The sequence below is a fragment of the Luteimicrobium sp. DT211 genome, from assembly GCF_049844995.1.
Lineage (GTDB): Bacteria > Actinomycetota > Actinomycetes > Actinomycetales > Cellulomonadaceae > Luteimicrobium.
Window position 1 is genome coordinate 211,093 of sequence record NZ_JBNCMC010000002.1, and the last position, 24,375, is coordinate 235,467.

General features: G+C 73.9%; 16 protein-coding genes and 1 tRNA gene. 6 read left to right on the forward strand and 11 right to left on the reverse strand.

All coding sequences use genetic code 11. The annotated features are described in order from the left end of the window. Positions 1–32: 32 nt before the first annotated feature. A tRNA-Pro gene (locus tag ACLQ14_RS05115) sits at positions 33–109 on the forward strand. Positions 110–944: 835 nt separating this feature from the next. Then, positions 945–5,921 carry a glycosyl hydrolase 115 family protein gene (locus ACLQ14_RS05120; protein ID WP_425810563.1) on the forward strand — a complete coding sequence of 1,659 codons (4,977 nt, stop codon included), beginning with the start codon at positions 945–947 and terminating at the stop codon, positions 5,919–5,921. Between the two features lie 87 nt (positions 5,922–6,008). On the opposite strand, the gene ACLQ14_RS05125 is transcribed toward ACLQ14_RS05120, so the two are convergent. After that, positions 6,009–6,386: a hypothetical protein gene (locus ACLQ14_RS05125; RefSeq protein WP_425810565.1), complete on the reverse strand. Its 378-nt coding sequence runs from the start codon at positions 6,384–6,386 to the stop codon at positions 6,009–6,011. Between the two features lie 207 nt (positions 6,387–6,593). On the opposite strand from ACLQ14_RS05125, the gene ACLQ14_RS05130 reads away from it, so the two are divergent. Next, positions 6,594–6,911: a carboxymuconolactone decarboxylase family protein gene (locus ACLQ14_RS05130; RefSeq protein WP_425810567.1), complete on the forward strand. Its 318-nt coding sequence runs from the start codon at positions 6,594–6,596 to the stop codon at positions 6,909–6,911. Positions 6,912–6,915: 4 nt separating this feature from the next. On the opposite strand, the gene ACLQ14_RS05135 is transcribed toward ACLQ14_RS05130, so the two are convergent. Together ACLQ14_RS05135 and ACLQ14_RS05140 are read right to left on the reverse strand one after the other, a co-directional pair. Further along, entirely contained in the window at positions 6,916–9,165 is a 2,250-nt protein-coding gene (locus ACLQ14_RS05135) for an AAA family ATPase (RefSeq protein WP_425810569.1), read from the reverse strand. 86 nt (positions 9,166–9,251) lie between these two features. Continuing rightward, positions 9,252–10,160, reverse strand: coding sequence for a sigma-70 family RNA polymerase sigma factor (locus ACLQ14_RS05140; RefSeq protein ID WP_425810571.1), 909 nt, complete (start codon positions 10,158–10,160; stop codon positions 9,252–9,254). Positions 10,161–10,242: 82 nt separating this feature from the next. Between ACLQ14_RS05140 and ACLQ14_RS05145 the strand changes: the two genes are divergently transcribed. Continuing rightward, positions 10,243–10,731, forward strand: coding sequence for a hypothetical protein (locus tag ACLQ14_RS05145; protein WP_425810573.1), 489 nt, complete (start codon positions 10,243–10,245; stop codon positions 10,729–10,731). A 64-nt stretch (positions 10,732–10,795) separates the two neighbouring features. Here the strand turns inward: ACLQ14_RS05145 and katG are convergent, their stop codons facing one another. From katG to ACLQ14_RS05160, 3 genes are all read right to left on the reverse strand, one after another. Continuing rightward, on the reverse strand, positions 10,796–13,024 hold the full coding sequence (gene katG, locus ACLQ14_RS05150) for a catalase/peroxidase HPI (protein ID WP_425810575.1): 2,229 nt from the start codon (positions 13,022–13,024) through the stop codon (positions 10,796–10,798). A gap of 112 nt (positions 13,025–13,136) precedes the next feature. Then, positions 13,137–14,141, reverse strand: a complete 1,005-nt coding sequence (locus ACLQ14_RS05155; protein ID WP_425810577.1) for a pectinesterase family protein — start codon at positions 14,139–14,141, stop codon at positions 13,137–13,139. Further along, entirely contained in the window at positions 14,138–15,271 is a 1,134-nt protein-coding gene (locus tag ACLQ14_RS05160) for a pectinesterase family protein (RefSeq protein WP_425810579.1), read from the reverse strand. The genes ACLQ14_RS05155 and ACLQ14_RS05160 overlap by 4 nt, the downstream gene beginning before the upstream one ends. 280 nt (positions 15,272–15,551) lie before the next feature. Here ACLQ14_RS05160 and ACLQ14_RS05165 point away from each other — a divergent pair, with 280 nt between their 5' ends. Both ACLQ14_RS05165 and ACLQ14_RS05170 read left to right on the forward strand, forming a co-directional pair. Beyond that, complete coding sequence (locus ACLQ14_RS05165; RefSeq protein WP_425810581.1) at positions 15,552–16,502, forward strand: alpha/beta hydrolase; 951 nt, start codon at positions 15,552–15,554, stop codon at positions 16,500–16,502. Between the two features lie 31 nt (positions 16,503–16,533). Continuing rightward, complete coding sequence (locus tag ACLQ14_RS05170) at positions 16,534–17,271, forward strand: alpha/beta fold hydrolase (RefSeq protein WP_425810583.1); 738 nt, start codon at positions 16,534–16,536, stop codon at positions 17,269–17,271. Between the two features lie 50 nt (positions 17,272–17,321). Here ACLQ14_RS05170 and ACLQ14_RS05175 read toward each other — a convergent pair whose 3' ends face one another. The 5 genes from ACLQ14_RS05175 to ACLQ14_RS05195 all read right to left on the reverse strand — a co-directional run bounded on the left by ACLQ14_RS05175 (position 17,322) and on the right by ACLQ14_RS05195 (position 24,266). After that, positions 17,322–19,637, reverse strand: coding sequence for a helix-turn-helix domain-containing protein (locus ACLQ14_RS05175; protein ID WP_425810585.1), 2,316 nt, complete (start codon positions 19,635–19,637; stop codon positions 17,322–17,324). A 24-nt stretch (positions 19,638–19,661) separates the two neighbouring features. After that, positions 19,662–20,552: an RNA polymerase sigma-70 factor gene (locus ACLQ14_RS05180; RefSeq protein ID WP_425810587.1), complete on the reverse strand. Its 891-nt coding sequence runs from the start codon at positions 20,550–20,552 to the stop codon at positions 19,662–19,664. A 91-nt stretch (positions 20,553–20,643) separates the two neighbouring features. Then, complete coding sequence (locus ACLQ14_RS05185) at positions 20,644–21,408, reverse strand: SDR family oxidoreductase (RefSeq protein WP_425810589.1); 765 nt, start codon at positions 21,406–21,408, stop codon at positions 20,644–20,646. Between the two features lie 61 nt (positions 21,409–21,469). Further along, the gene (locus ACLQ14_RS05190; RefSeq protein WP_425810592.1) at positions 21,470–22,870 is read right to left on the reverse strand and encodes an NAD(P)/FAD-dependent oxidoreductase; all 1,401 of its coding nucleotides are present in this window, start codon (positions 22,868–22,870) and stop codon (positions 21,470–21,472) included. 64 nt (positions 22,871–22,934) lie between these two features. Further along, the gene (locus ACLQ14_RS05195) at positions 22,935–24,266 is read right to left on the reverse strand and encodes an FAD-binding oxidoreductase (protein WP_425810594.1); all 1,332 of its coding nucleotides are present in this window, start codon (positions 24,264–24,266) and stop codon (positions 22,935–22,937) included. Positions 24,267–24,375: the final 109 nt, after the last annotated feature.

A 24,375-nucleotide genomic window follows, 5' to 3' on the forward strand; every position in this document is an offset into this window, starting at 1 on the left:
CTCGCCTTTTCGGCACGGACGATCGGCACCGACGGGCTGTGGCGCAGCTTGGTAGCGCACTTGACTGGGGGTCAAGGGGTCGCAGGTTCAAATCCTGTCAGCCCGACCAGCGAAGGCTTGGTCCGGAGGCGGTTTTCGGTACTCACCGAAGACCGCCTCTTCTGCTGTCGGGAGCCCCGCGCGGTCGTCGCGGAGATAACCGTAGCGGCGCCGTGCGGTCCCTCGTGGCGGGGGAGAGGCCGGTGTCGTCCCCCGTCGCGACCGCGGGGGAGCGAGGCGAGTCGGCGGACGTGAGCGCACCCTCCAGCAGCAACCTGAGTGCCCGCTCCCGGCGAACGGGCGCCTGAACCGTCGGGCGTCGCGACTCGAGTCCGTGTCGCTTCAGAGTCCGGAAGCCACAGATATAAAAACTGTGCCAAGCGGATTCCCTCCGCGTCGCCGCCCGTGCGAACAACCCGGCCACCCGCACGCCCCGACGGGGAGGGAGGTGCGAGCGACGAGCGCCTGGAGTTCTGGCACGCCGACACGAAAGTCGTTCGGGTGCCAGTAGGCCGCAGGTCTGACCGTCAGAGAAGCGCGACGGAAACGATTGCCTCTCCGGCAGTACCCCCGATTCGGCGCACTCACCGAGAGATCCAGCCATGGACCTGCAGGGACGCGGTCACCGTGTCTCTCGTTGTCAGATTGCCTGCGCCGATCTCTTGACGCCGGTGCGGAATCGTTTGCACACTCGGTACGACGCTCCGAGCCAACGGCGGCCGGAGCCCGATCCCGGGAGTCGTCATGGCACGCGCTCCGCGTAGCACCGTCGCTCGCGCCTGCGCTCGACGTCTCCCGGCCGCCTGGTGTCACGCGCACGGGCTTCCACCACCGCGCTGAGTACGCCGTCCTCCGGCGACGGGCACGAGCAGGGTCAGGCAGGCACGCAGCGAGAGGAACGAGAGATGGCGCAGCCCGGACAGAGTGGTCCAGGACTTCAGCACGGACGCGGTATCGCAGGGTGGACGAGGCGATGGGGGGCGGCCGTCGCGGCCGGCTCGCTGGTCGCCGCGTCGTTCACGGCGGTGGCCGCCGGCCCCGCGCAGGCGGCGACGCGTGCGGTGGCGACGACGTCGTCCGGCTTCACCGTCTACGACGGACGGACGACCGCGCCGATCCTGATCGACGCCGGATACGACGGGGAGCACGCCGACCGGGACTACACGCAGGTGCGCCGCGCCGTCCAGGACCTCCGCCAGGACGTGGCGATGGTCACGGGCGGCGTGGACTCGCGCAAGATCCAGAGCCTGCTCGTCGACGACGAGGCGGCGAAGGAGGAGCGGCTCGCGAGCGCCCACCAGGGCAAGGTGCCGGCGTTGCTGACGACGCCGTCGACGCACCAGAAGACCGCGATCATCGTCGGCGAGGTGGGGGAGAGCCCGCTGATCGACCGGATCGTGAGGGCGGGCAAGTTCGACGAGGCCGCGAGGATCAAGGGGAAGTGGGAGGCGTACGCCACCAAGAGGATCAAGAACCCGCTCCCGGGCGTCGACGACGCGCTGGTGATCGCGGGCAGCGACGCCCGCGGCACGATCTACGGCACGTACGCGATCTCCGAGGAGATCGGTGTCTCGCCCTGGTACTGGTTCAGCGACGTCCCGGTCGAGCGACGGGCGACGATCGCGGTGAAGGGGAAGACGCACGTCGAGGTGGGGCCGAGCGTCAAGTACCGCGGCTTCTTCATCAACGACGAGGAACGCACGCTGGCGTGGGCGCGCAAGAAGTTCCCGACGGCGGACGGGACAGTCGACGTCAACTACTACCGGCACGTCTTCGAGCTCATCCTGCGGCTGCGCCTCGACACGTTGTGGCCGGCGATGCACGGCGCGGGGACGGCGTTCAACGCCGCCACGGACACCGGCACGTACGACGGCGGCACGCCGATCAACGCGCAGGAGGCGGCGGAGTACGGGGTGATCGCGTCGACGTCGCACGCGGAGCCCATGCTGCGCAACAACGAGGGCGAGTGGCGCCAGTGGTACACGGCGAACAAGGCCAAGTACGACATCAAGGGCGCCGACTCGAACGCCGCGTACGACTACTCGATCAACAAGCCGGCGATCCTCCAGTACTGGCGTGAGCGCATCGAGGCGAACTCCGACTTCGAGAGCATCGTCGTGCTGGGCATCCGCGGCGTCAGCGACAACAACGCGGCGTTCACGGCGGACAACCCGTACGGCTTCAAGGACAAGGTCGAGATGGAGGCCGACGTCATCCGCGAGCAGCGCACGATCATCGCGGACACGTACGGCAGCGCCGACGCGGTCCCGCAGGTGTTCATCCCGTACAAGGAGATGAACGACCTCTACAACCAGGGCCTCAAGAAGTACATCCCGGCCGACGTCACGCTGATGTGGGCCGAGGACAACTACGGCTACCTGCGCCAGGTGCCGACCGCGACCGAGGCCGCACGCGCGGGCGGCAACGGCGTGTACTACCACGTGTCCTACTGGGGCGAGCCGAAGAGCTACCTGTGGCTCAACTCGACGCCGATGTCGCTCATGGTGCAGCAGCTGCACCGGGCGTGGAGCTCGGGCGTCCAGCGGTACTGGGTGCTCAACGTCGGCGACATCAAGCCGGGGGACATGAAGCTCGAGCTCTTCTCCAAGCTGGCCTGGGACGTCGAGAGCTACGACGACACGAACATCGAGTCGACGTTCCTGACCCAGGACGTCGAGCGGGACTACGGCCTGCACGGCAAGGACGCGCGGACCGTCGCGGACGCGCTCGGCCGGTTCGACACGCTCGAGAGCACCAAGCGGGCGGAGTTCTGGGGCGACGTGAACACGTCGAGCGCGGCGTCGGGGCGCATCCACGACGGCGAGGTGTACCCGTTCAGCGCGACGTCGGACGGTGACGAGCTCCAGCGGTACATCGACGAGTCGAACGACCTCGTCCGGATACTGCAGGGCGTGTCCGTGAAGCTCGACCGGTCCTACCGGGCGGCCTTCTACGAGCAGGTCCTCTACCGGGTGCAGTCCTACCGGAACATGGCGGAGCAGGTCGGCTACTACTGGAAGAACCAGCTCGCGGCGTCGCAGGGCCGCTACGCGAGCGCCGGCAGCTACGAGCTGCTGTCCAAGGCCGCGCGCGACCGCATCTTCACCGACGAGCAGACGTGGAACGCGCTGAGCGACGGCAAGTGGGCCGGGATCATCGGGCACAGCCACCCCGAGGGCTTCCCGAACGAGGGCACGGTCATGCTGACGAACGACCGGTATGCGCGCGTCGGGAAGGCGGTCGCGGGCGTGGGGGCGGCCGCGGAGGGCAGCAAGGAGCCGGGTGCGGGCACGCTCCGCTTCGACGCTGCGGCGCCGGACGACCAACGGTTCTTCGACGTGTTCAACCGGGACGACGTGGCGAGCACGCACGCGTGGGTGGCCGAGACCGACGCGTCGTGGATCACGCTGTCGAAGCGCTCGGGCACGACCGCGACCGAGCAGCGCGTCGTCGTCACGGTCGGCAAGCAGCACCCGGCGGCGACGGGCACGATCCGCGTGTACGACGTCGTGAACGGGCAGAGGTCCGGTGACCCGGTGGCGACGTTCACCGTCGTGTCGGAGCGGCCGGCCGTCGACCTGAACCGCGTCAAGGAACCGGTCCACCTGGAGGCGAACGGGTACGTCGCGCTCGAGGCGGAGCACTACTCGTCGAACGTCCGCGGCGACGACGGGAGCAGCTGGGCTCCGCAGCAGGGAGTGGGGCAGCGGGGCTCGGTGATGGGCAGCTACCCGGAGACCGCGCCGCGGGTCGACGACGGCTTCGAGAAGACGGCGCGCCTGACGTACCGGGTGTACTTCCGGTCGACGGGCACGTTCACCGGGACGTTCTACCGGGTGCCGACGCTCAACGAGGGCACGAACGACGGCGGGAGCGCGAAGACTGCGCGCACGGCGATCGGCCTCGACGACGCCGTGCCCACCCTCCTGCGGGGCAACTCCGTCGCGGGGACGAGCACGAGCTCCTGGGGCTTCAACATCATGCACGGCACCGAGCCCCTCGACTTCACGGTCGACGTGAAGACGCCCGGGTGGCACGACCTCACGGTCTACCGCTCTGACGCGGCGATCCTGTTCGACCGGATCGTCATCGAGACGCAGGACGGGGCGGTCGGCGACGGCCTCGTCGGACCGACGGAGAGCCCGAACACCATCGCCGCACCGCAGCAGGCCACGGTTGCGGCGCTGCCGCGGGTGCTTCCGGCGCTCCACCGGCTCGCACCGGTCGAGACCACGGTCGGCGCGACGGTCGCCGTCGACGGCGTCACGGGAGGCGTCGCGTCCGCGGAGTCGGACAACACCACCGCGGCGACGGTGAGCGTGGACGACGGGAAGCTCAGCGTCACGGGGCGCCGGGTCGGGAAGGCGGAGGTCTCCGTCACCGACGCGGACGGCGGGGCCTGGGTCCTGTCGGTCACCGTGAACCGGGGCACCGTGACCTCGACGGGCGCCTACGTGGAGAAGGGCGGCCTGGTCGTCGTCGACGCGGCCGACGCGCTCGAGGAGAGCGAGTCCGCCCGGACGACGGACGGGAACGACGGGATCCACACGTGGGCGCTGGCCCGCAACGGGCTCCAGGTCGTGCCCGCCGCAGACGCGAGCGCCAAGGCGAACTGGATCGCCACGACCGCGGCCCAGGGCGACGCGCTCCTGAAGGCGGGCCCGAAGGACGTCGTCAACGGGAGCACCGCCGCGGGCGCGCCCCCGCGCCTGGACTTCCAGGTCGATATCCGGACGGCGGGCACGTACTACCTGTTCGTGAACTCCAGCCACCCGAACGACAACGCGGACTCGTACCACGTCGCCGTCGACGGGACGTGGCGCTACCAGTCCGGCAAGACCTCGCCGGAGACGGGGTCGGAGACCTGGTACGGCAGCACCGACGTCGACGGGGCCGCGCTCGAGCTCTCCGCGGGCGTCCACACGGTCACCCTGGCGGCGCGCGAAGCAGGAATCGTGCTCAACCAGGTGGCGCTCACGACGAGCACGTCGCCCGACCTCAGCGGGTTCCGTCCGACGAGCAGCCGGGCGACGGTGACCCCGCCGCACGAGCTCCCGGCGGTCGAGACCACGGTGGGCGCAGCGGTCGCGGTCGAGGGTGTGACGGCGGCTGCGTCGTCGGCGGCGTCGGACAACCCGACGGCCGCGACGGTGACCGTCGCGGCCGGTAGGGCGACCGTGACCGGGCGCCGCGTCGGGACGGCGGAGGTCACCGTCGCCGACGCGGACGGGGGCCTGTGGCTCCTGCCCGTGACGGTGCACCGGCCCGCGAGCGCCCCGACGGGTGCGTACGTGGAGGAGGGGGGCCTGGTGGTCCTGGATGCGGCGGACGCGCTCGAGGAGAGCGAGTCCGCGTGGACGACCGACGGCAACGACGGCGTCCACACGTGGGCGCTGGGCCGGAACGGGCTCCAGGTGGTCCCGCCCGCGAGCGTGTCGGCGAAGGCGCAGTGGTTGGCGACGTCGTCGTCGGAGGGGGAGGCACTCCTGAAGGCGGGTCCGTCGGACAAGGTGAACGGGAGCACGGCGGCCGGGGCTCCTCCGCGGCTGACGTTCCGGGTGGACGTGCGGACCGCGGGTACGTACTACCTGTTCGTGAGCTCGAGCCACCCGAGCGGCGACGCCGACTCGTACCACGTGGTGGTCGACGGGACGTGGCGGTACCAGTCAGGCAAGAGCGCGCCGGAGACGGGGTTCGAGACTTGGTACGGGAGCACCGGGACGGCGGGCGCCGGCCTGGAGCTGGCGCCGGGGGTGCACACGGTCACCCTGGCGGCCCGCGAGGCAGGGATCGTGCTCAACCAGGTCGCGCTGACGACGTCGACCTCGCCGGGGTTCGCGGGCTTCCAGCGCGCCAGCGACCGGGAGGCGAGCGCCTCATGAGCTGACGAGGGCCCCGCTGCCCGTCGCCGTGGTCGTGGCGCTCGCCCCCAGGGTGGGGGGCGGGCGCCACGGCGCGTGCGGGGGAGCTCAGGCGAGCGCGCGCGCCTTCAGGGTCGCGTACTCCTGCTCGTCGATGGCTCCGGAGTCGAGGAGCGCCTTGGCGTCGGCGATCTGCTTGGTGGGCTGGGTGCCGGCGACGTCGCGGATGTACGCGTCGGTGCTCGCCTGGGCGTCCGTCAGCCGCTGGGCGTGCCGTTCGGCCATGCCCTTGCCACGCACGATGAGGTAGACGAGCGCGGAGATGAACGGGACCACGATGAGCAGGAACAGCCACAACGCCTTCCACCAGCCGCTGAGCCCGCGGTCGCGGAACAGGTCGCCGATGATCTGGAAGAGCACGATCAGGTACATCACGAACGCGAACCACCAGACCATGAGCCAGAACCAGTCCATGAAGCTGTTCATCGGAGTGCCCTTCGTCCGAGGAGCGCGCCCGCGCCGAGCGGCGTCGGGTCGTGCCATCAGCGTCTCGCCGCACGGCCGCGCCGGTCGTCACACAGAACGCGTGAAGATCGTGGGCGGGGTGGCCTTCACGTCATCGGTGTGATGCGGCGCCGGGGCGACCGGGCGCTCAATGGTGGGGACCCTGTCGCCCGACCGAAGGAGCGCGCCGTGGACGACGCCGACCGGCTGCGGCGCCTCGCGATCAACGACACGCGCCTCGGCGACGAGGAGGCGCTCGAGCTCTCGGCACTCGAGCCGAAGAACGTCGCGCTGGTGCGGTTGGCCGCGCTGGTGGCGGTGGGTGGCGCCGAACCGACGTACGGCAGCGAGGTCGACAGGGCGGTCCGTGCCGGGGCCACGACGGCGGAGATCGTGGACGTGCTGGTCGCGGTGATCCCGATCGTCGGCCTACCGGGCGTCGTCGTGGCGGCCCCGTTGCTCGCGCTCGCGCTCGGCGGTCCGGCCGACGGCGAGGAGCCGACCTGACGTGTCACGCGCCGAGGAGGCCCATCGCGGCGGCCCGGTGGACGGCGTCTCCCCGGCACGACACGCCGAGCTTGCGGTAGATCGACGCGATCTGCGAGCTCGCGGTGTTGCGGGAGACGAACAGCCGCTCGCCGACCTCCCGGATCGTCAGGTGCGTCTGCAGGTAGGGGAGGAGCCGGAGCTCGGCGGGCGACAGGGGCGAGCCCCCACCGGCGCCGACGCGGTCGTGGGTGTTCGTGTCCTGCTCCTTGCGCAGGTCGGCGACCTCGTCGGCGAGCAGTCCGAGGGCGGGCCGGTGGACCAGGACGTCGGCGATCTCGCGCAGGAGGTACCGGACCGCAGCCACGTCCCCGCGCGCCCAGCTCGTCCGCGCGATGACGAGGCGGGACCGCACGGCGAGGGTGGGGAACGCGTAGGAGCAGAAGGCCCGTGCCCGCATCGCACGTGTCAGGAGCCCGTCCGTCCGTGCGAGGTCGCCGTCGTGGAGCGCGAGCCGTGCGCCGACCGCGAACCCCAGCGCGCTCGTCGGGTAGTCGTCGGTCCGGCGCGCTGCCACGGCATCGAGGGCGCGCCCGACGTGGTCTCGGGCGCCGTCCCAGCGTCCGCCGTCCATGTCGAGCTGGGCGAGGTGCGCCTCGGCGAGGACGAGCATGCCGCCGTTGCCCGTCTCGGCCGCGGCAGCCACCGCGAGCTCGAGGTCCCGGCGAGCGGCGGGGATCTCCCCGACGAGCAGATGCGCTTCCCCGCTCAGCGTCAGTGCGGTGTCGCGCCACGCGCTCCACGCGGGCTCGGCGTCGAGCGCCGTCTGGGCGTCCGCGAGCATCCGCGCCGGACCCTCGGGGCACCGCAGGGCGCGGAACATGGCGCGGGCCGACGCGAAAGCGGCGGTGCCGTCGGGCATCTCGCCGTCGAACGACGTTGCGTCGGCGACCCGCCCCCAGCGTTCCGCCTCGACGGCGTGACCCTCGTACACGGCGACATAGCCTGCGAGCGGGACGAGGGGAGGGTAGTCGGCGATCGCGTCGTCGCCGATGCTCAGCAGCCACCGCCGGACCGTAGCGAGCTGACCGGCCTGGAACAACGGCATCAGGACCGCGGTGACGAGCCGGACGCAACGGTCGCGCGCCGACGTCGCGAGCAGCTGCTCGATGGCGCGCGCGGGCGACCCGTGGGCCTCGTACCAGTCGGCCGCCCGGATCCTGAGCGGCTCGACCAGGTCGGGCTCCGTCGAGAGCAGGTCGGCCAAGAGGAACTCACGGAACAACGCGTGGTAGCGGAACCACCCACGGTGCGCGTCGAGCGGTACCAGGAAGAGGCTGACCCGCTCGACCTCGCGCAGCCGAGCGCGCGAGGTCCGCTCCGCGAGCACGGCGTCGCAGAGCTCGGCGCAGAGGTTCTCGAGCACCGCGGTGCGTCGGAGGAACCGCCGGAGCGGCGCGGCGAGCCCGCGGAAGGCCTCGAGCTGCAGATAGTCGGCCACGTAGGGATCCGCGCCCGTGACCGTCGTGTCGTCGCCGTCTCCGGCCCTGGCGACCAGCGATGCCAGGTAGATCCCGGCCGGCCAGCCCTCCGTGCGTCGGGTGATCTCCTCGGCGGACGCGCGCGAGATCGGCACCCGGGACGAGGCGAAGACCTGCGAGGTGGCGGCGACATCCAGCTCGAGATCGCGCGCGACGATCTCGTACGTCTCGCCGGAGGCCCGCAGATGGGGCAGGTGGGGCTGCTCGTGCCGGCTGGCCACCACGAGCTGCGACCCTCGCGGTACCCCGCCGACCACGACCTCGAGAACGTCGTGGCACTCCGCCGAGCGGAGCTCGTGCAGGTCGTCGAGCAGCAGGACGAAGGGCCTGGGCGCGCCGCGCAGAGCCGCAGCGAGGCGCGGCGCTGCCCGGCCGAGCAGCGCGCCTCCAGGCCCCGCCATCTCGGCCGGGAGACCGTGCGGCCCGCCGCCCGACCGGGCGAGCGCGGACGCCAGCAGCACCAACAGGTTCAGGGGGGCGTCGTCGAGCGGGTCGAGCGACACCCAGACGACGGCGCGGTCCTCCCGCGCTGCCCACTCGGACAGCAGGGTGGACTTCCCGTAGCCGGCCGGCGCCGTCACGGCGACCACGCGACGGCCGCCCGCCCGGGCAGCGTCGATCAGGTCGGCGCGACTGATCGCCGTCGTCGGTCGTCGGGGCACGGTGAGCTTGGCATCGAGCAGCAGCCGGTCGAGCTCGGTGAAAGCCGGGGCCGTGCGCGGCCCGTCACTCACCACCCCAGCGTAGATCGGGGGCGGCAGCCCAGCGCGCAGGAGGTCAGGAGGTCACCCCGTCCCCGGGCGAGGGGTGCGTCCCGACGTCAGCCGAGCGCGGCGGCGAGGTCGAGCCGCGCGATCCGCTCCGGGTCGGCGAGGACGTCGATCTCGGTGATGCGGCCGTCGTCGACGGTGAAGCCCAGGACGGCGAAGGGCTTGCCGCGCGGGGCGACGAGCACCCCGGCGACCCCGTTCACGAGGACCAGGCGCGCGGCCGACGCGAGCGACGCGAACTGCCTCGACGCGGCGACGACGCTCTCGGCGCCCCGCACGGTGCGCGACGGCCCCGCGGGACCGGCACCGGCGTCGGCGCGGAGCGTCACGTCGGGGGCGAGCATGCGGGCGAGGCGGTCGAGGTCGCCGTCGCGCGACGCGGCGACGAACGCCTCCACGACGTCGCGGTGGCGCCGGGCGTCGGTGCCGCGCACGCGGCCCGGGTCGGCGTGCGGGCCCGCTGCGCGCAGCCGGCCCCGGGCCCGGCTGGCGAGCTGCTTCGCGGCGCCGGGGGACCGCTCGAGGACGACGCCGATCTCGTCGAACGGCACCGCGAACACGTCGTGCAGCACGAACGCGAGCCGCTCGGACGGCGACAGCGTGTCGAGGACCACCAGCAGCGCGAGGCCCACGGAGTCGGAGAGGAGGGCCTGGTCCTCGGGACCGTCGGGCGCGCCGTCGTGGGCCCCCGGGAGCGGCCGCACCACAGGGTCGGGCACGTGCACGTCGAGGGGGTCCTCGCGCCGCGACGCCCGCGAGCGCAGCATGTCGAGGCAGACCCGGGACACGACGGTGGTGAGCCAGGCGCGCAGGTTCGCGACCTCGTCCGTGTCCGACCGGGCGTAGCGCAGCCAGGCCTCCTGCACGGCGTCGTCGGCCTCGGACAGCGAACCGAGCATCCGGTACGCCACCCCGCGCAGGTGCGCGCGGTGCGGTTCGAAGAGCTCTGCGTCGTTCACGCGTGTTACCTCCGGTGTGTCGTCCTCCGTCTACGGGTAGACGCATCGCACGCGACCAACGTAACGACGAGGAGAAGACGACATGAGCGAGCCCACCACCAGCGACGTCCCGCAGGCCGACGGGGAGACCCGGAAGATCGCGGCGCAAGGCCTCGCGAACCGGGTCGTGCGCGGGGTGCTCCGGACCCCGGGGCTCGACCGCCTGGCCGGTCGCCGCCTGGTCACCCTCTACGTCGTCGGGCGGAAGTCCGGGAACCGATACACCCTGCCTGTGGCGTACGTCCGGCACGACGGCGCGCTGCTGATCGGCACCCCGGCGCGCTGGGGGCGGAACCTGCGCACGGGGGAGCCGCTCGAGGTCCGGCTGCGGGGCCGGCGTCGGACCGTGGACGTCGAGGTCCTCACGTCGAAGGCCGACGTCGTTGCGGCCTACGCGGTCATGTGCCGGGAGAACGGGACGTTCGCGTCGCTCAACGACGTCCGCCGCGCCGACGACGGCACCCCGGTCCCCGAGGACCTGGTGGCCGCATGGGGGCGCGGCTCGCGCGCGTACCGGCTCACCCCGCGCTGACGGTGCCGACGACGGCGGGCCGTCGGCCGGGAGCGTCCCGGCCGGCGGCCCGCCGTGCTGCGGGTCAGCGGTGCAGGTCGAAGCGGTCGAGCTCCATGACCTTGACCCAGGCGGCGACGAAGTCGTCGACGAGCTGGCGCCCCGCGTCGTCGGACGCGTAGACCTCGGCGACGGCACGCAGCTCGGAGTTCGCCCCGAAGACCAGGTCGGCACGCGTGCCGAGCCAGGTGCGCTCGCCCGTGGCGCGGTCGGTGCCCTGGTAGGCGTGCTTGCCGGGGTCGAGGGCGGTCCACCGGGTGCCCATGTCGAGGAGGTTGACGAAGAAGTCGTTCGTCAGCACCCCCGGCCGCGTGGTGAGCACCCCGTGGGACGAGCCGTCGTAGGTCGCGCCGAGCACCCGGAGGCCCCCGACGAGCACCGTCGTCTCGGGCGCGGTGAGCGTGAGGAGGTTCGCGCGGTCGACGAGGTGGTACTCCGCCGGCATGGTGGCGTCCGGCCCGACATAGTTGCGGAACCCGTCGGCGAGGGGCTCGAGGTAGCCGAAGGACTCGACGTCGGTCTGCTCCTGCGTGGCGTCCACGCGGCCCGGCGTGAAGGGCACCTCGACGTCGAACCCGGCCGCACGAGCGGCCTGCTCGACGCCGACCCCGCCCGCGAGGACGATGAGGTCCGCGAGCGAGACGTCGGTGCCCGAGGCGTCCTTGATCTCCTCGAGGCTCGCGAGCACGCGGGCGAGCTGTTCCGGGTTGTTGACCGCCCAGTCCTTCTGCGGGACGAGGCGGACGCGCGCCCCGTTGGCGCCGCCGCGCCGGTCGCTGCCGCGGAACGACGCGGCGGACGCCCACGCCGTCGACACGAGCTCGGGGACCGTGAGGTCCGAGGCCCGGACGGCGGCCTTGAGGCTCGCGACGTCGGCGGCGGTGAGGACGGCCGCGACGTCGGGCAGGGGGTCCTGCCACAGGAACTGCTCCGTGGGGACCTCGGGGCCGGCGTACCGGGCGACCGGGCCCATGTCGCGGTGGGTCAGCTTGAACCAGGCGCGCGCGAACGCCGCCGCGAAGGCGGCCTGGTCGTCCTTGAACCGGCGGGCGATCGGCTCGTACACCGGGTCGACGCGCAGCGCGAGGTCGGAGGTGAGCATCCGCGGCTCGCGGCGGCCGTCCGAGTGGGCGAGCGGGACCATGTCGGCGCCGCCGCCGTCGACCGGGCGCCACTGCTGGGCGCCTGCCGGCGACTCCATGAGCTCCCACTCGTAGGCGAACAGGATGTGGAAGAACTCGTTGTCCCACCGGGTCGGGTGGTAGGTCCACGTGACCTCGAGGCCCGAGGTGATGGTGTCGTCTCCCGTGCCGGAGCCGTGCGAGCTCGTCCAGCCGAAGCCTTGCTCCTCCAGGCCCGCCGCCTCGGGCGCCGCACCGACGTGGCTGTCCGGCGCGGCGCCGTGCGTCTTGCCGAACGTGTGGCCGCCGGCGATGAGGGCGACCGTCTCCTCGTCGTCCATCGCCATGCGTCCGAAGGTCTCGCGTACGTCCCGGGCGGACGCGAGCGGGTCCGGGTTCCCGGCGGGGCCCTCGGGGTTGACGTAGATCAGCCCCATCTGCACCGCGGCGAGCGGCTTCTCGAGCTCGTGGTCGCCGTGGTAGCGCTCGTCGCCGAGCCAGGTGGTCTCGGGACCCCAGTACACGTCGTCGTCGGGCTCCCAGGCGTCGACGCGGCCGCCCGCGAAGCCGAGGGTCTCGAAGCCCATGGTCTCGAGCGCCACGTTGCCGGCGAGGATCATGAGGTCGGCCCAGGAGACGCTCCGACCGTACTTCTTCTTCACGGGCCACAGCAGGCGGCGCGCCTTGTCGAGGCTCACGTTGTCCGGCCAGCTGTTGAGCGGCGCGAACCGCTGCTGGCCGGTGCTGCCGCCGCCTCGGCCGTCGGTCACGCGGTAGGTGCCGGCGCTGTGCCACGCCATGCGGATCACCAGCGGGCCGTAGTGGCCGAAGTCCGCGGGCCACCAGTCCTGCGAGGTGGTGAGGACGTCGGCGATGTCCTTCTTGACCGTCCCGAGCTCGAGCGCCTCGAACGCCGCGACGTAGTCGAACTCCTCGCCGAGCGGGTTCGCGACCGCGGGGTTCTTGGCGAGGACCTTGAGGTTGAGCCGTTCGGGCCACCAGCCGCTGTTCGCGTTCCCGCTCGTCGGGTGCGGGGCGCGCTGCCGGTGCGGGACGGGGCAGGCGTCCTCGACGGGCTGGCCGGTCTCGTCGTCCGTGGGGACGACGCCGTGCTGCTCGGGATTCTGGGACATCAGCATCCTTTCGGGATGGGCGGGGACAGATCCGTCCCCGCCGTCGAGCGTGCCCCAGTCGGCGAGCGCCGTCCAGGCAGGCGCACCGAGGGTGGCGGGGGACCGCATCCCGCTACCCGCGGCGAGCGCCGTCCCGCCGCGGCGCCCACCCGTCGTCGCCCGCGAGGTAGGCGTCGGCGGTGTGCGCCCACGCGTGGTCGGCGTCCAGCTGGGGGCGTCGGGGCGTCAGCAGGGCGCCGGGCCCGCGGTTGTGGAGCTCGGCGTACCGGCCCGGCGTCCACTCGTAGCCGTGCATGGGCGCCCACGCGTCGGGCCGGCGCAGGTGCGCCCCGAGGTACGAGTCGCGGACGACGACGCGCGGGTCGTTGTCGGGCGCGCTGCTGGGGTGCCACGGCCGGCCCAGGTGGTAGGTGCCCGGGGGTGCGTCGGAGACGAGGCGGCTGTCGGTGACGAGGAACCCGTGCGGCCTCCCCGCGGTGGTGCTCGGGGCGAGCAGGTAGCCGCTCGGGGTGGCGTCGCGGGCCAGCGCCCGGATCGTCGAGCGCTCGACGACGGCCGTCGCACGCCCGAAGACGAAGTCGACGTCGCCCTCGATCCAGCAGTCCCGCAGGTACACGCGGGCGGGGACCTCGACGGCGGACGTGTCGAGGAACAGCGTGTCCTGGTGGCCGAGGAAGCGGACGCGCTCGAACAGCACGCGGTCGGCCAGCGTCCGCACCGCCACGGCCTGGCGGCTCGCGGCGAGCTCCGGGTGCGCGGCGTCGTCGAAGTCGTTGGCGAACGTGACGTCGCGCGCGGCGAACCCGTCGCCGGCGACCGTGAGGGTCGCGCTGCCGGCGGTGCCCCACGTGCCGCCGTCCGGGTGGGGCGTGCCGTTGGCGCGGTCGTCGACGATCACGACGTCCGCAGGGTCGCCCGTCCCGCCGACGAACGCGAGGTTCGGCCGGTCGGGGCCGACGTGGACCTGCCCGCGGTAGACGCCGGCCTCGATCCGGATGATGAACCGGTGAGCCGACCCGGACGGCGCGAGGTCGACGGCCTCCTGGACGGTGCGGGCGTCACCGGAGCCGTCCGCGGCCACCACGAGGCCGGCCGCGGACGGCGCCGGCGCGCTCACGCGGCGCGGCCCTCGTGCCCGGTGGCGCAGTCGCGCTGGGGCGTCCAGCCGTCGTCGCCCGCGAGGTAGTCCTCGATCCGGTTGGCGGCGGCGCCCGCGGCGTCCAGCTGCGGCCGGTCGGGGGTCACGAGCGCCCCGGGGCCGCGGTTGTCGTACTCCGCGTTGCTGCCCGGCAGCCAGTCGTAGCCGGACATGGTGTCCCACGGCTCGGTCACGGCGAGGTGGGCGCCGAGGAACGAGTCGCGGACGACGACCCGCGGGTCGTCGTCCGGCGCGCTGCTGGGGTGCCACGGCCGGCCGAGGAAGTAGCTGCCGCGGTCGGCGTCGGTGACGAGCCGGGAGTCCGTGACGAGGAACCCGTGGGCGAACTCCTTGGACGTGCTGGGCGCGAACACGTACCCGTTCGGGGTGCTGTCGCGGCGGAGTGCCTTGATCGTGGAACCGTCGATGACGGCGGTGGCGCGGCCGAACACGAAGTCGACGTCACCCTGGATCCAGCTGTCGCGGACGTAGACGCGCGCGGGCGTCGTGGCGCTCGGGCTGTCGAGGTACAGCGTGTCCTGGTTGCCGAGGAACCGGACGTCGTCGAACACGACCTTGTCGGCCGCGGTCTTGACGGCGACGGCCTGGTGCCCCGAGAACTCCGGGTGCGCGGCCTCGTCGAACGCGTTCTCGAAGGTGACGTCGCGGGCCTCGAAGCCGGCGCCCTGGACGGTGACGGTCGCGCTGCCGGAGGTGCCCCACGTGCCGCCCTCGGGCTTCGGGGTCCCGGCCGCGCGGTCGTCCGTGATGACGACGTCGCGCGGGTTGCCGGTCGCCCCGACGAACGCGAGGTTCGGCTTGTCCGCGCCGACGGCGACCCGCCCGTGGTAGACGCCCGGGCGGATGAGGATCTCGACCCGCGCGGGCGAGCCCGACGGCGCGAGGTCGACGGCCTGCTGGATCGTCGTGGCGTCCCCGGAGCCGTCCGCGGCGACCACGAAGTCGGCGCCGTCCGCGTGGGGGTGCGGGCTCGGGTGGGGCGCCGCCGTCGCAGGGGTCGCGAGCGCCAGCGCGGGCAGGGTGGCGAGGAAGCCCGCTGTCAGGCGGGCGCGTCGCGCGCGGCGGCTGGTGGTGGGCTGCGGGTTCATCGGTGTCGTGCCTCCGTGTCGTCGTCGACCGGCGCCGCGTCGTCGCGGCGGCGGTGTGGGGAACCGGTTACCGACAATGCCCGGTCGCTGGCCGACGGGACAAGCGAATCGCGCGAGAAACTTGAGAAACCGGTTCGCCCGGTCGGATGCGGGTCGAGGGACCTCCCGCGGCGCAGGCCGCACGCAGGGTTCGAGTCCTGCGTGCCTTCTTCGTGGTCCCGGCGACCGCGCGTCGCGAGGCTGGAAGCGCAGGCATCACCGACCGATGGAGGAGATCCCCATGAGCAAGCCCGTGCTCGAGCCCGAGGCGCAGGCCTTCGCCGACGCCACCTCGAAGCCGCCGTTCCCGTACCAGCTCGGCCCCGACGGCGCCCGGAAGGTCCTCGACGACGTGCAGTCCGCACCCGTCGACAAGCCGGACGTCGACGACGCGTGGTACACCGTGCCGGCGGACGTCGGCGACGTCCGCGTCCGCATCGTCCGCCCGGCGGGGTCGACGGGACCGCTGCCGGCCGTCCTCTACATGCACGGCGGCGGCTGGGTCCTCGGCAACGCCGGGACGCACGACCGTCTGGTCCGCGAGCTCGCCGTGGGGGCGCGCGCGGCCGTCGTCTTCGTCGAGTACAGCCGGTCGCCGGAGGCCCGCTACCCCGAGGCCGTCGAGCAGGGGTACGCCGCCGCCCGGTGGGTCGTCGCGAACGGAGAGACCCTGGGGCTCGACCCCAGCAGGCTCGCCGTCGCGGGCGACTCGGTCGGCGGGAACATGGCGGCCGTGCTCGCGCTCCTCGCCAAGCACCGGGGCGACGTGACGTTCGTCCACCAGTCGCTGTACTACCCGGTCACCGACGCCGCGCAGGACATGCCCAGCTACGTCGAGTTCGCGCACGGGCCCTACCTCACGGCCGCCGCCATGGCGTGGTTCTGGGACAGCTACGCGCCGGACGCGAGCGTCCGCTCCGAGATCACGGTCTCGCCGCTCCGGGCCACCCACGCCCAGCTGACGGGGCTGCCGCCGGCGTTCGTCCTGGTCGACGAGAACGACGTGCTCCGCGACGAGGGCGAGGCGTACGCGCGCCTCCTGACCGAGTCCGACGTCCCCACGACCAGCGTCCGCTACAACGGCACGATCCACGACTTCATGATGCTCAACCCCCTGCGGTCGTCCCGGGCGGCCACCGCCGCCGTCGAGCAGGCCGTGCACGTCCTCCGCGTCGCCCTCGGCACCGTGTGAGCACCCCACCCCATCGAAGGAAGGAACCCTCATGAGCACCGTCACCCCCACCGTCGTCCTCGTCCACGGCGCGTTCGCCGACTCCTCGAGCTGGGACGGCGTCGTCGAGCAGCTGCGCAGCCGGTCCGTCGAGACCGTCGCCGTCGCCAACCCGCTCCGGAGCCTCGCCGGCGACGCCGCCTACGTCCGCGACGTCGTCGCCGCCGTGGGCGGGCCCGTCCTGCTCGTCGGGCACTCGTACGGCGGCATGGTCATCACCCAGGCCGCCGTCGACGCCCCGGCGGTACGAGGCCTCGTCTACGTGGCCGCGTTCGCGCCGCAGGACGGCGAGTCCGCGTTCGAGCTGTCCGGGCGGTTCCCCGGCAGCACGCTCGGAGCAGCCCTGGACTCGTACCCGCTCGCGAGCGGGGCGACCGACCTGCGGATCGAGCCTGGGCGGTTCCCCGAGCAGTTCGCCGCGGACGTCCCGCTCGCCTACGCGCAGACCATGGCGGTCGCCCAGCGGCCGATCACCGAGGAGGCGCTGCGCGGAAGCCTCATGGCGCCCGACGCGCCGTGGCAGACGCTGCCGTCGTGGTTCGTCTACGGCGCCGACGACCGCAACATCCCCGCCGAGCTCCAGCGGTTCATGGCGCTGCGTGCGGGCGCTCGCACCACCCGGGAGGTCGAGGGCGCGTCGCACGCCCTCGCCGTCTCACGGCCGCACGAGGTCACCCGGACGCTCCTGGGCGCCCTCGGGCTGCCGGCTCAGGGCGAGGTAGCGGCCTGAGGGTCACGCTGACGCGCCGTCCGCCCCGCCCCGGTGGGGCGGACGGCGCGTCAGCGTCGGTGCGCGGCCTCGGCCGCGTCCCGCGCGGGGGCGAGCCACGCACGACGCAGCGTCTCGGCCTCGACCGCCGACTCGAGGTCGCCGCACGACCGGAAGAGGACGGCCGCCCGCGTGATGTCGTCCACGGGACCGAGGCCCTGCGGCACCTTCGCGGAGCCCGTGCCCGCGCCCGCGCCGGCGAGGAGCGCACGCCGTGCCCGCGCCCGGTAGAGGTACAGGCGGGCGGCGAGCGCCTCTGCGCCCTCGGCGGCGAAGCCGTCGATCGGCTCGTCGACCGTCGCGCGGACGACCTCCCAGTCCTCCGCCTCCGCGGCGAGCCGCACCATCGAGCCGGCGGCGTGGAGCGCCGTCAGCCGCGCGACCTGCCCCCGGGGTCCGCGCGAAGGGTCCAGGGCGAGGGAGACGCTCTCCTGCAGGGCCGTCAGGGCCTCGTCCGGGCGGCCCAGCATCGCGAGTGCGCGCGCCTCCATCTGGTAGGTCTGGGGGAGCCCTTCGCGGTCCTGCGCCGACGCCAGGAGCCGACGCGCCTCGCGGGCCGCTGTCACCGCCTCCTTCGCCCGGCCCCCCGAGCGGGCGCACCAGGCGAGGTAGAACCACGCCCAGCCCTGGAGGTCCCGGTCGCCGAGCTCCTCGGCGACGCGGCGGGACCGGGACGCGGCCTCGGCCCCGGCGACCGGGTCGTCGCAGCACCGCACGCACGCCCAGGCCAGGTACCCGGAGTGCGTCGCCACGGCCGTCGCCTCGCCGGACGCCTCGGCCGCGCGGACCGCGAGCGCGTACACCTCGCGCCAGCGCGGCCAGTACCCCCAGAGGTCCGAGAACCAGTGCAACGAGTCCGCGACGTCGAGGACGAGGGCATGCCGCCCGGCCTGCGCAGCGCGGCGGAGCGCGGGCAGCCAGGTGTCGGCCTCCTCGACGAGCCACGACCGCGCCTCGTCGCGGGTCTCGAGCGGCACGGGGCCCGCGGGGTCGGCCGAACCCTCGCCCTGCACCTCGGGCTCGAACCACCGCCCGGCGCGGACCGCGGTCCGCAGCACGCGCTCGTCGGCGTCGGCGCGGACCCGCTCCGGCTCGGTGCCCGCGCGCAGCACGAGGCGCTCGTGCGCGAACAGGCGCACGAGGTCGTGCAGCGCGAACCGGTCGCCGGCGGCGGTCTGGACGAGCCCGAGAGCGAGCAGCTCCTCCAGCCCCGCGTCGGCGCGGGCCGGCCCGGCGTCGGCCACGAGCGCCGCGAGACCGGAGCCGAAGCTCGCGCCGTCGATCAGGGCCAGCCGCTCGAAGAGACGCTTCGCGGCAGGGGCGAGCTGCTCGTAGGACAGGCTCACCGCGGCCCGGACCTGCAGGTCGCCCGCGACGAGGACGTCGAGGCGACGGTCCGCGCGGGCGAGCTCGTCGGCCAGATGGGCGACGGTCCAGCCGGGCCGGCTGCCGATGCGGTTGCCCGCGATGCGCAGCGCGAGGGGGACGGCGTCGCAGAGCCGGGTGAGTCGCGTCAGGTCGTCCGCCTCGGGTTGCTGCCCGGGCACGAGGCGCCTGAGCAGGGCCCGCGCGTCGTCCTCCGGCATGCGCTCGAGGTGGAGCCGGTCGACGGACTCGAGCCCGGCCAGCGAGCCCCTGCTGGTCGCGAGGACGGCGGAGCCGCCGGAGCCCGGGAGCAGCCCACGGACCTGCGCCTCCGACGTCGCGTCGTCGAGCACGACCAGGACCCGCCGGGACGCGAGGAGCGCGCGCAGCCGGTCCCGGTCCTCGCTGTGGGCGGCGGCCGAGCCCGTGAGTGCCCGGATCAGGCGTGCCGCGGCCGCGTCAGGCCCGAGCGGCGCGGGCCCGTGGCCGCCGAGCCGGAGGAAGAGGACGTCGTCGAACGCGTGCGCCGCCCGCCGCGCCGCCTCGACCGCGAGAGTCGTCTTGCCGTAGCCGGGCGGCCCGACGACCAGCCCGACGAGACCGTCCGGGCCGTCGGCGCCGCGAAGGCGCTCGGCCAGGCGCGCGAGCTCGGCTGCCCGGCCCGTGAAGTCCGGGGTCGCCGCAGGCAGGGGGAGGGCCCATGACGCCTCGCTCTGTCCGCGACGCCGTCCTTCCCGGGCCGCCGAGAGCATCGCCTCGCGATCCGCGGGGGCGAGCCCGAGCGCGTCGACGACGGCGAGCATCGTGCGGTGCTGCGGGCCCCGCGCGGCGCCGCGCTCGATGTCGCTGAGGGTGCGGTCGCTGACCCCCGACGCCGCCGACAGCGCCTCGAGCGTGAGGTCGCCGGCCTGCCGCAGACGCCGCAGCATCGGGCCCAGGGGCTGGCCGGTCGTGCCGCTCATGGTTCCTCCCGGTCGGGTCGGAGGTCAGCGCCGGAACCGCTCCAGCTTGTCGGGGTTGAGGACGACGAGCAGCCGCTCGATCCCCGCGTCCGACCCGTCGGTGGCGAGCACGGCGACGGGGGCGTCCGTCGCGTCACGCAGCACCAGCGCCAGGCCGCCGTTGACCTCGGCGACATCGAACGTGGACTGCGACCAGTACTTGCGGAGCACGTTGTCGAGGAAGTTGGTGACCCGGGCGCGGCCCACGATGTCGCGGCGCGACGCGTAGACCTTGCCGCCGCCGTCCGAGTAGGCGACCGCGTCGTCGGCGAACACCCGCTCGAGCTCGTCGACGCGTCCGGTCCGGGCCGCCGCGACGAACGCCTCGAGCAGCCGGCGCTGGACGACCGCGGGCGCCGGCGACGTGCGCTCCGACGTGAGCCGCCGCCGCGCCCGGCCCGCGAGCTGCCTCGCGTTGGGCTCCGACGTCTCGAGGATCTCGGCGATCCGGCGGTACGGGTAGGCGAACGCCTCGTGCAGCACGTACGCCGCGCGCTCCACGGGGTTGAGCTTCTCCAGCAGCAGGAGCACCGCGAGCTCGAGCGCCTCGTCCCGCTCGGCCCCGAGCAGCGGGTCCGCCTCGGTGTCGACGGGCTCCGGGAGCCACTGCCCCACGTAGCTCTCGCGTCGCGCGCGCGCCGTGGTGGCGGCGTTGATCGCGAGCCGGGTGGTCGTCGTGGTGAGGAACGCGGCGGCGTTCCTCACCACGTCGCGGTCCGCGCTCTGCCAGCGGATCCACGCGTCCTGGACGACGTCCTCCGCGTCGGCCACGGAACCGAGCATCCGGTAGGCGATGCCGAACAGCTGGGGCCGGACGTCGAGGAAGCGGGCCAGGTCGTCGTCCGACATGGTCCCGGTCGCCGCAGAGGTGGTCACGGGCACCAGAGTAGGGCGCGCGGGCCGGCCGTGCCGCCACCCCGCGAGGGGTGGCCGCACGGCCGTGACCTGCGCTGACGCTGGCACGGGGTCAGGCCGCCGAGCCCGCGGCCTGGGCCTGCTTCCACTCCGCGAGGGTCGTGGCGCCGAGCGTCACGTGCTCGCCCTCCGGGACGAGCGAGTGGTCGTCGACGACGGCGCCCCAGTAGCGGGCGTCCGGGTCGGTGACCACCTCGCGCGGGTCGCCCGCCTCGGCGAGCTCCTGGCGGAGCAGCTCGTCGTACCGGAACCGCTCCGGCCCGGCGACCTCGACGTGGGTCCTCGCGGGGCCGTTGAGGACCGCGTGCGCGACCGCGGCGGCGACGTCACGCGTGGCGATCGGCTGGAACGCGACAGGCGGGACGCGGACCACGCCGTCGACGGTCTGGTAGTCGGCGAGGGTGGGCAGGAACTCGAAGAACTGCGTGGCGTGGACGATCGTCCACTCCGCCGACGACGCCTCGATCAGGTCCTCCTGCGCGACCTTCGCGCGGAAGTACGCGTTCTCGGGCTGGCGCCGGGTGCCCACGATCGAGAGCGCGACGTGGCGGCCCACGCCCGCGGCCTGCTCGGCGGCGAGGAGGTTGCTCGTCGAGCGCCGGAAGAAGTCGAGGACCTCGTCCGGCTCGAAGGTGGGGGAGCCGGACACGTCGGCCACCGCGTCGGCGCCCGCGAGCGCCTCCGCCAGGCCCTCGCCCGTCAAGGTGTTCACCCCGGTGCTGGGCGCCGCGGGCACGGCCTCGTGGCCTTGCTCGCGCAGCTGCGCGACGACCTGGGAGCCGATACGGCCGGTGCCGCCGATCACGACGATCTTCATGGTTCTTCCCTCCGTCTTGCTGGACAGTGCGGATCCCGGGCGGGACGTGCCCGCCCGGTCGTCATACCGACCGGGCGGCCGCCTCGGCCGTGACAGGTTCGGGTGTGGCGGACGTCACGTCCCGCGGTGCGGCGTCGTCGAGCAGGAGGTCGGGCTCGCCGGCGGCGAGGAACGCGGCGCGTGGCCGCTGGACGGTGGGGAGCGCGACGATGTCGCGGCCGAGCACCAGGCTCGCCGTCCAGCCGAGGGCGACCCGGATCTTGCGCTCCCACGTGGGGACCGCGAGGACGTGGTACGAGCGGTGCATGAGCCACGCGGGCAGCCCGGTGACGACGATCCGCCGGTACTGGAAGATGCCGTGGCCGAGCCCCAGCGTGGCCACGGTGCCGAGGCTGTGGTGCACGTACCGGCGCGGCGGGCGTCCTCGGAGGTCGGCCAGGATGTTCCGCGCGAGGAGGCGGCCCTGGCGGACGGCGTGCTGCGCGTTCGGGACCGTGCGGGCCCCGGGGGCGCTCGACGCGAGGTCGGGGATCGCGGCGTTGTCGCCGGCCGCCCAGGCGTCCGGGACGGGGTGCTCGTCGGTCCCGATCCGCAGGTCGGCCCGGGTGACCACGAGGCCCCGCTCGTCGACCGGCAGGTCGGTCTGGCGGGCGACGACCGGGTTGGTCCCGTTGCCGGCCGCCCAGACGAGCAGGCCGGCGTCGACGGCGGTGCCGTCCGCGAGCTCGACGTGCCCGCCCGCCGCGGAGGCGACCGTCGTGCCGAGGTGGAGGTGGGCGCCCCGCGACTCGAGGTGGCGGACCACCCAGCGGCCCGGGCGCTCGGACACCTCGGGGAGGATCCGGTGGTGCGCCTCGACGAGGTGCAGGCTCGGCTCCGACGGGTCGATCTCGGGGTACCGGCGCACGAGGCTCGCCGTGAGCCCCAGCAGCTCGCCGAGCACCTCGACGCCCGTGAACCCGCCCCCGACGACGACGGTCGTCAGGAGCTTGGACCGCGCCGGCCCCGGGGGCAGGCACGCGGCGCGCTCGAAGGACGTGAGGAGCCGGTCGCGGACGGCGACGGCCTCCTCGACGTGCTTGAACCCGATGGCCTCCTCCGCGAGCCCCGGGATGGGGTACGAGCGGGTCACGGCGCCCGCCGTCACGACGACCGTGTCGTAGTGGAGCGTGCGCGGCAGCCCGTCGGCGGTGCGCACCGTCGCGGCCCGGTGGGCGTGGTCGATCGCGGTGACGTAGCCCGTCACGACGGTCGTCCGGCGCAGGTGCCGGCGCAGCGACACCGCCGTGTGGCGGGGCTCGATCGACCCGACCGCCACCTCGGGGAGGAACGGCTGGTAGGTCATGTAGCCGCGGGGGTCGACGAGCGTCACCTCCGCCTCCCCGCGGCGCATCCGGCGCTCGAGGTGCCAGGCGGTGTAGAAGCCGGCGTAGCCTCCGCCGACGACGAGGATCCTTCTCACGACGTGCCTCCCGATGGTGGGTCTCGCACCATCGACCAGGTAGCCGGCGGGAACGTGACAGGGATCAGCCGTGGACCGGGAAGTTGCTCCGCAGCACGCCGCGCGGGTCGCGGTCCGCCTTGAGCGCGCGGAGCCGCTCGAGCGACGCGGCGCCGAGGGCGTCGGCGAGCGACTCGTGCGGCGCCAGGAACGTCACGGGCTTGCGTCCGCTCGTCGGGAGCTCGGCCGCGAGCTCCGCCTGCCGCGCCGCGACGGCTGCCGCGACGTCGGGCCCGAGCGGGAGCCCGAACAAGTAGACGGCATAGGGCTCGGTGAGCGGCCCGTGAGGGCTGTCGGACGGCCGGGCGAGCGCGCCGCCGAGGTGCCGGACCTGCACCCCGACGAGCGGCGCCAGAGGCTTCCCCAGGAGGGTGCGGACGGCGTCGTCGTCGAGGGCGGTGAGCAGCTCGGTGCGTGAGAGCCCGGCGGCCGGCTCCGTCGGGTCGCCCGTGACGCTGCCGAGCTCGGCGACGCTCAGGGGCTGCCGCGTGTCGGCGATCGGCGCCGGGAGGGCGTCCAGGGCGGCGAGGAGCGCCCGCCCCTGGAGCTCGCCCCCGAGGTACGCGACGTCGACCGCGACCACCGGGTCGGCGCCGGGCAGCTGGGCGAGGGAGAGCCACGCGGTGAGCTCGTCCGGCGCGTCGGCGGTCAGGGCCCGGTACGCGTCGACGACGGCGGCCGTGTGCTCGCCCGCCCACAGGACGCGGCCCCCGTAGGCCTCGGGCGCCGGGTGGAGGGCGATCTCGAGGGCCGTGACGACGGCGTAGTCGCCGCCGCCCCCGCGCAGCGCCCAGAACAGCTCCGGGTCGGACGCGGACGTCACGTGCCCGGGCCGGCCCTGGGCATCGATCACGTCGAACGCGGTCACGCTGTCCGCGACCCAGCCGAATGCGCGGCCGAACCAGCTGAGGCCGCCCCCGAGGACGACGCCCGTCACGCTGACGACCGGGGAGCTGCCCGGCAGGGCGGTGAGGCCGTGCTCGGCGGCGGCTGCCTGCAGGGCACCCGAGCGGACGCCCGCGCCGATCAACGCTCGGCGGGCGGCGGGGTCGACCGTGATCGAGTCGAGCCGGCCGGTGCGCAGGACGATCGCGTCCCGGGTGCGACCCGTCGCGCCGTGGCCGTTCGGCTGGGTGGCGACCGTGGCGCCGCGGACCGCCGCGTACCGGACCAGCGCGGCCACGTCGTCGGCGTCGGCGGCCTCGACGACCGCGGCAGCCGGCTGGTCGACGGCGCGGTTCCACGGCAGCCGGGCCTCGTCGAAGCCGTCGTCGCCGGGCAGCCAGACCCGCCCGCGGACCGCGGTGCGCAGGGCGGTGTGGGGGGAGGAGGTGGTGAGGGCGTGGGCGTCGGTCATGGCGGGTCCTTCCGCGGGCGTGCTCAGGTGGGTACGCCACTACGTCGGATGCCGAGGGGAAGATGTGACACGTCGTTCCCTGCCGATCGCCTCCGACCGACCAGAGGGA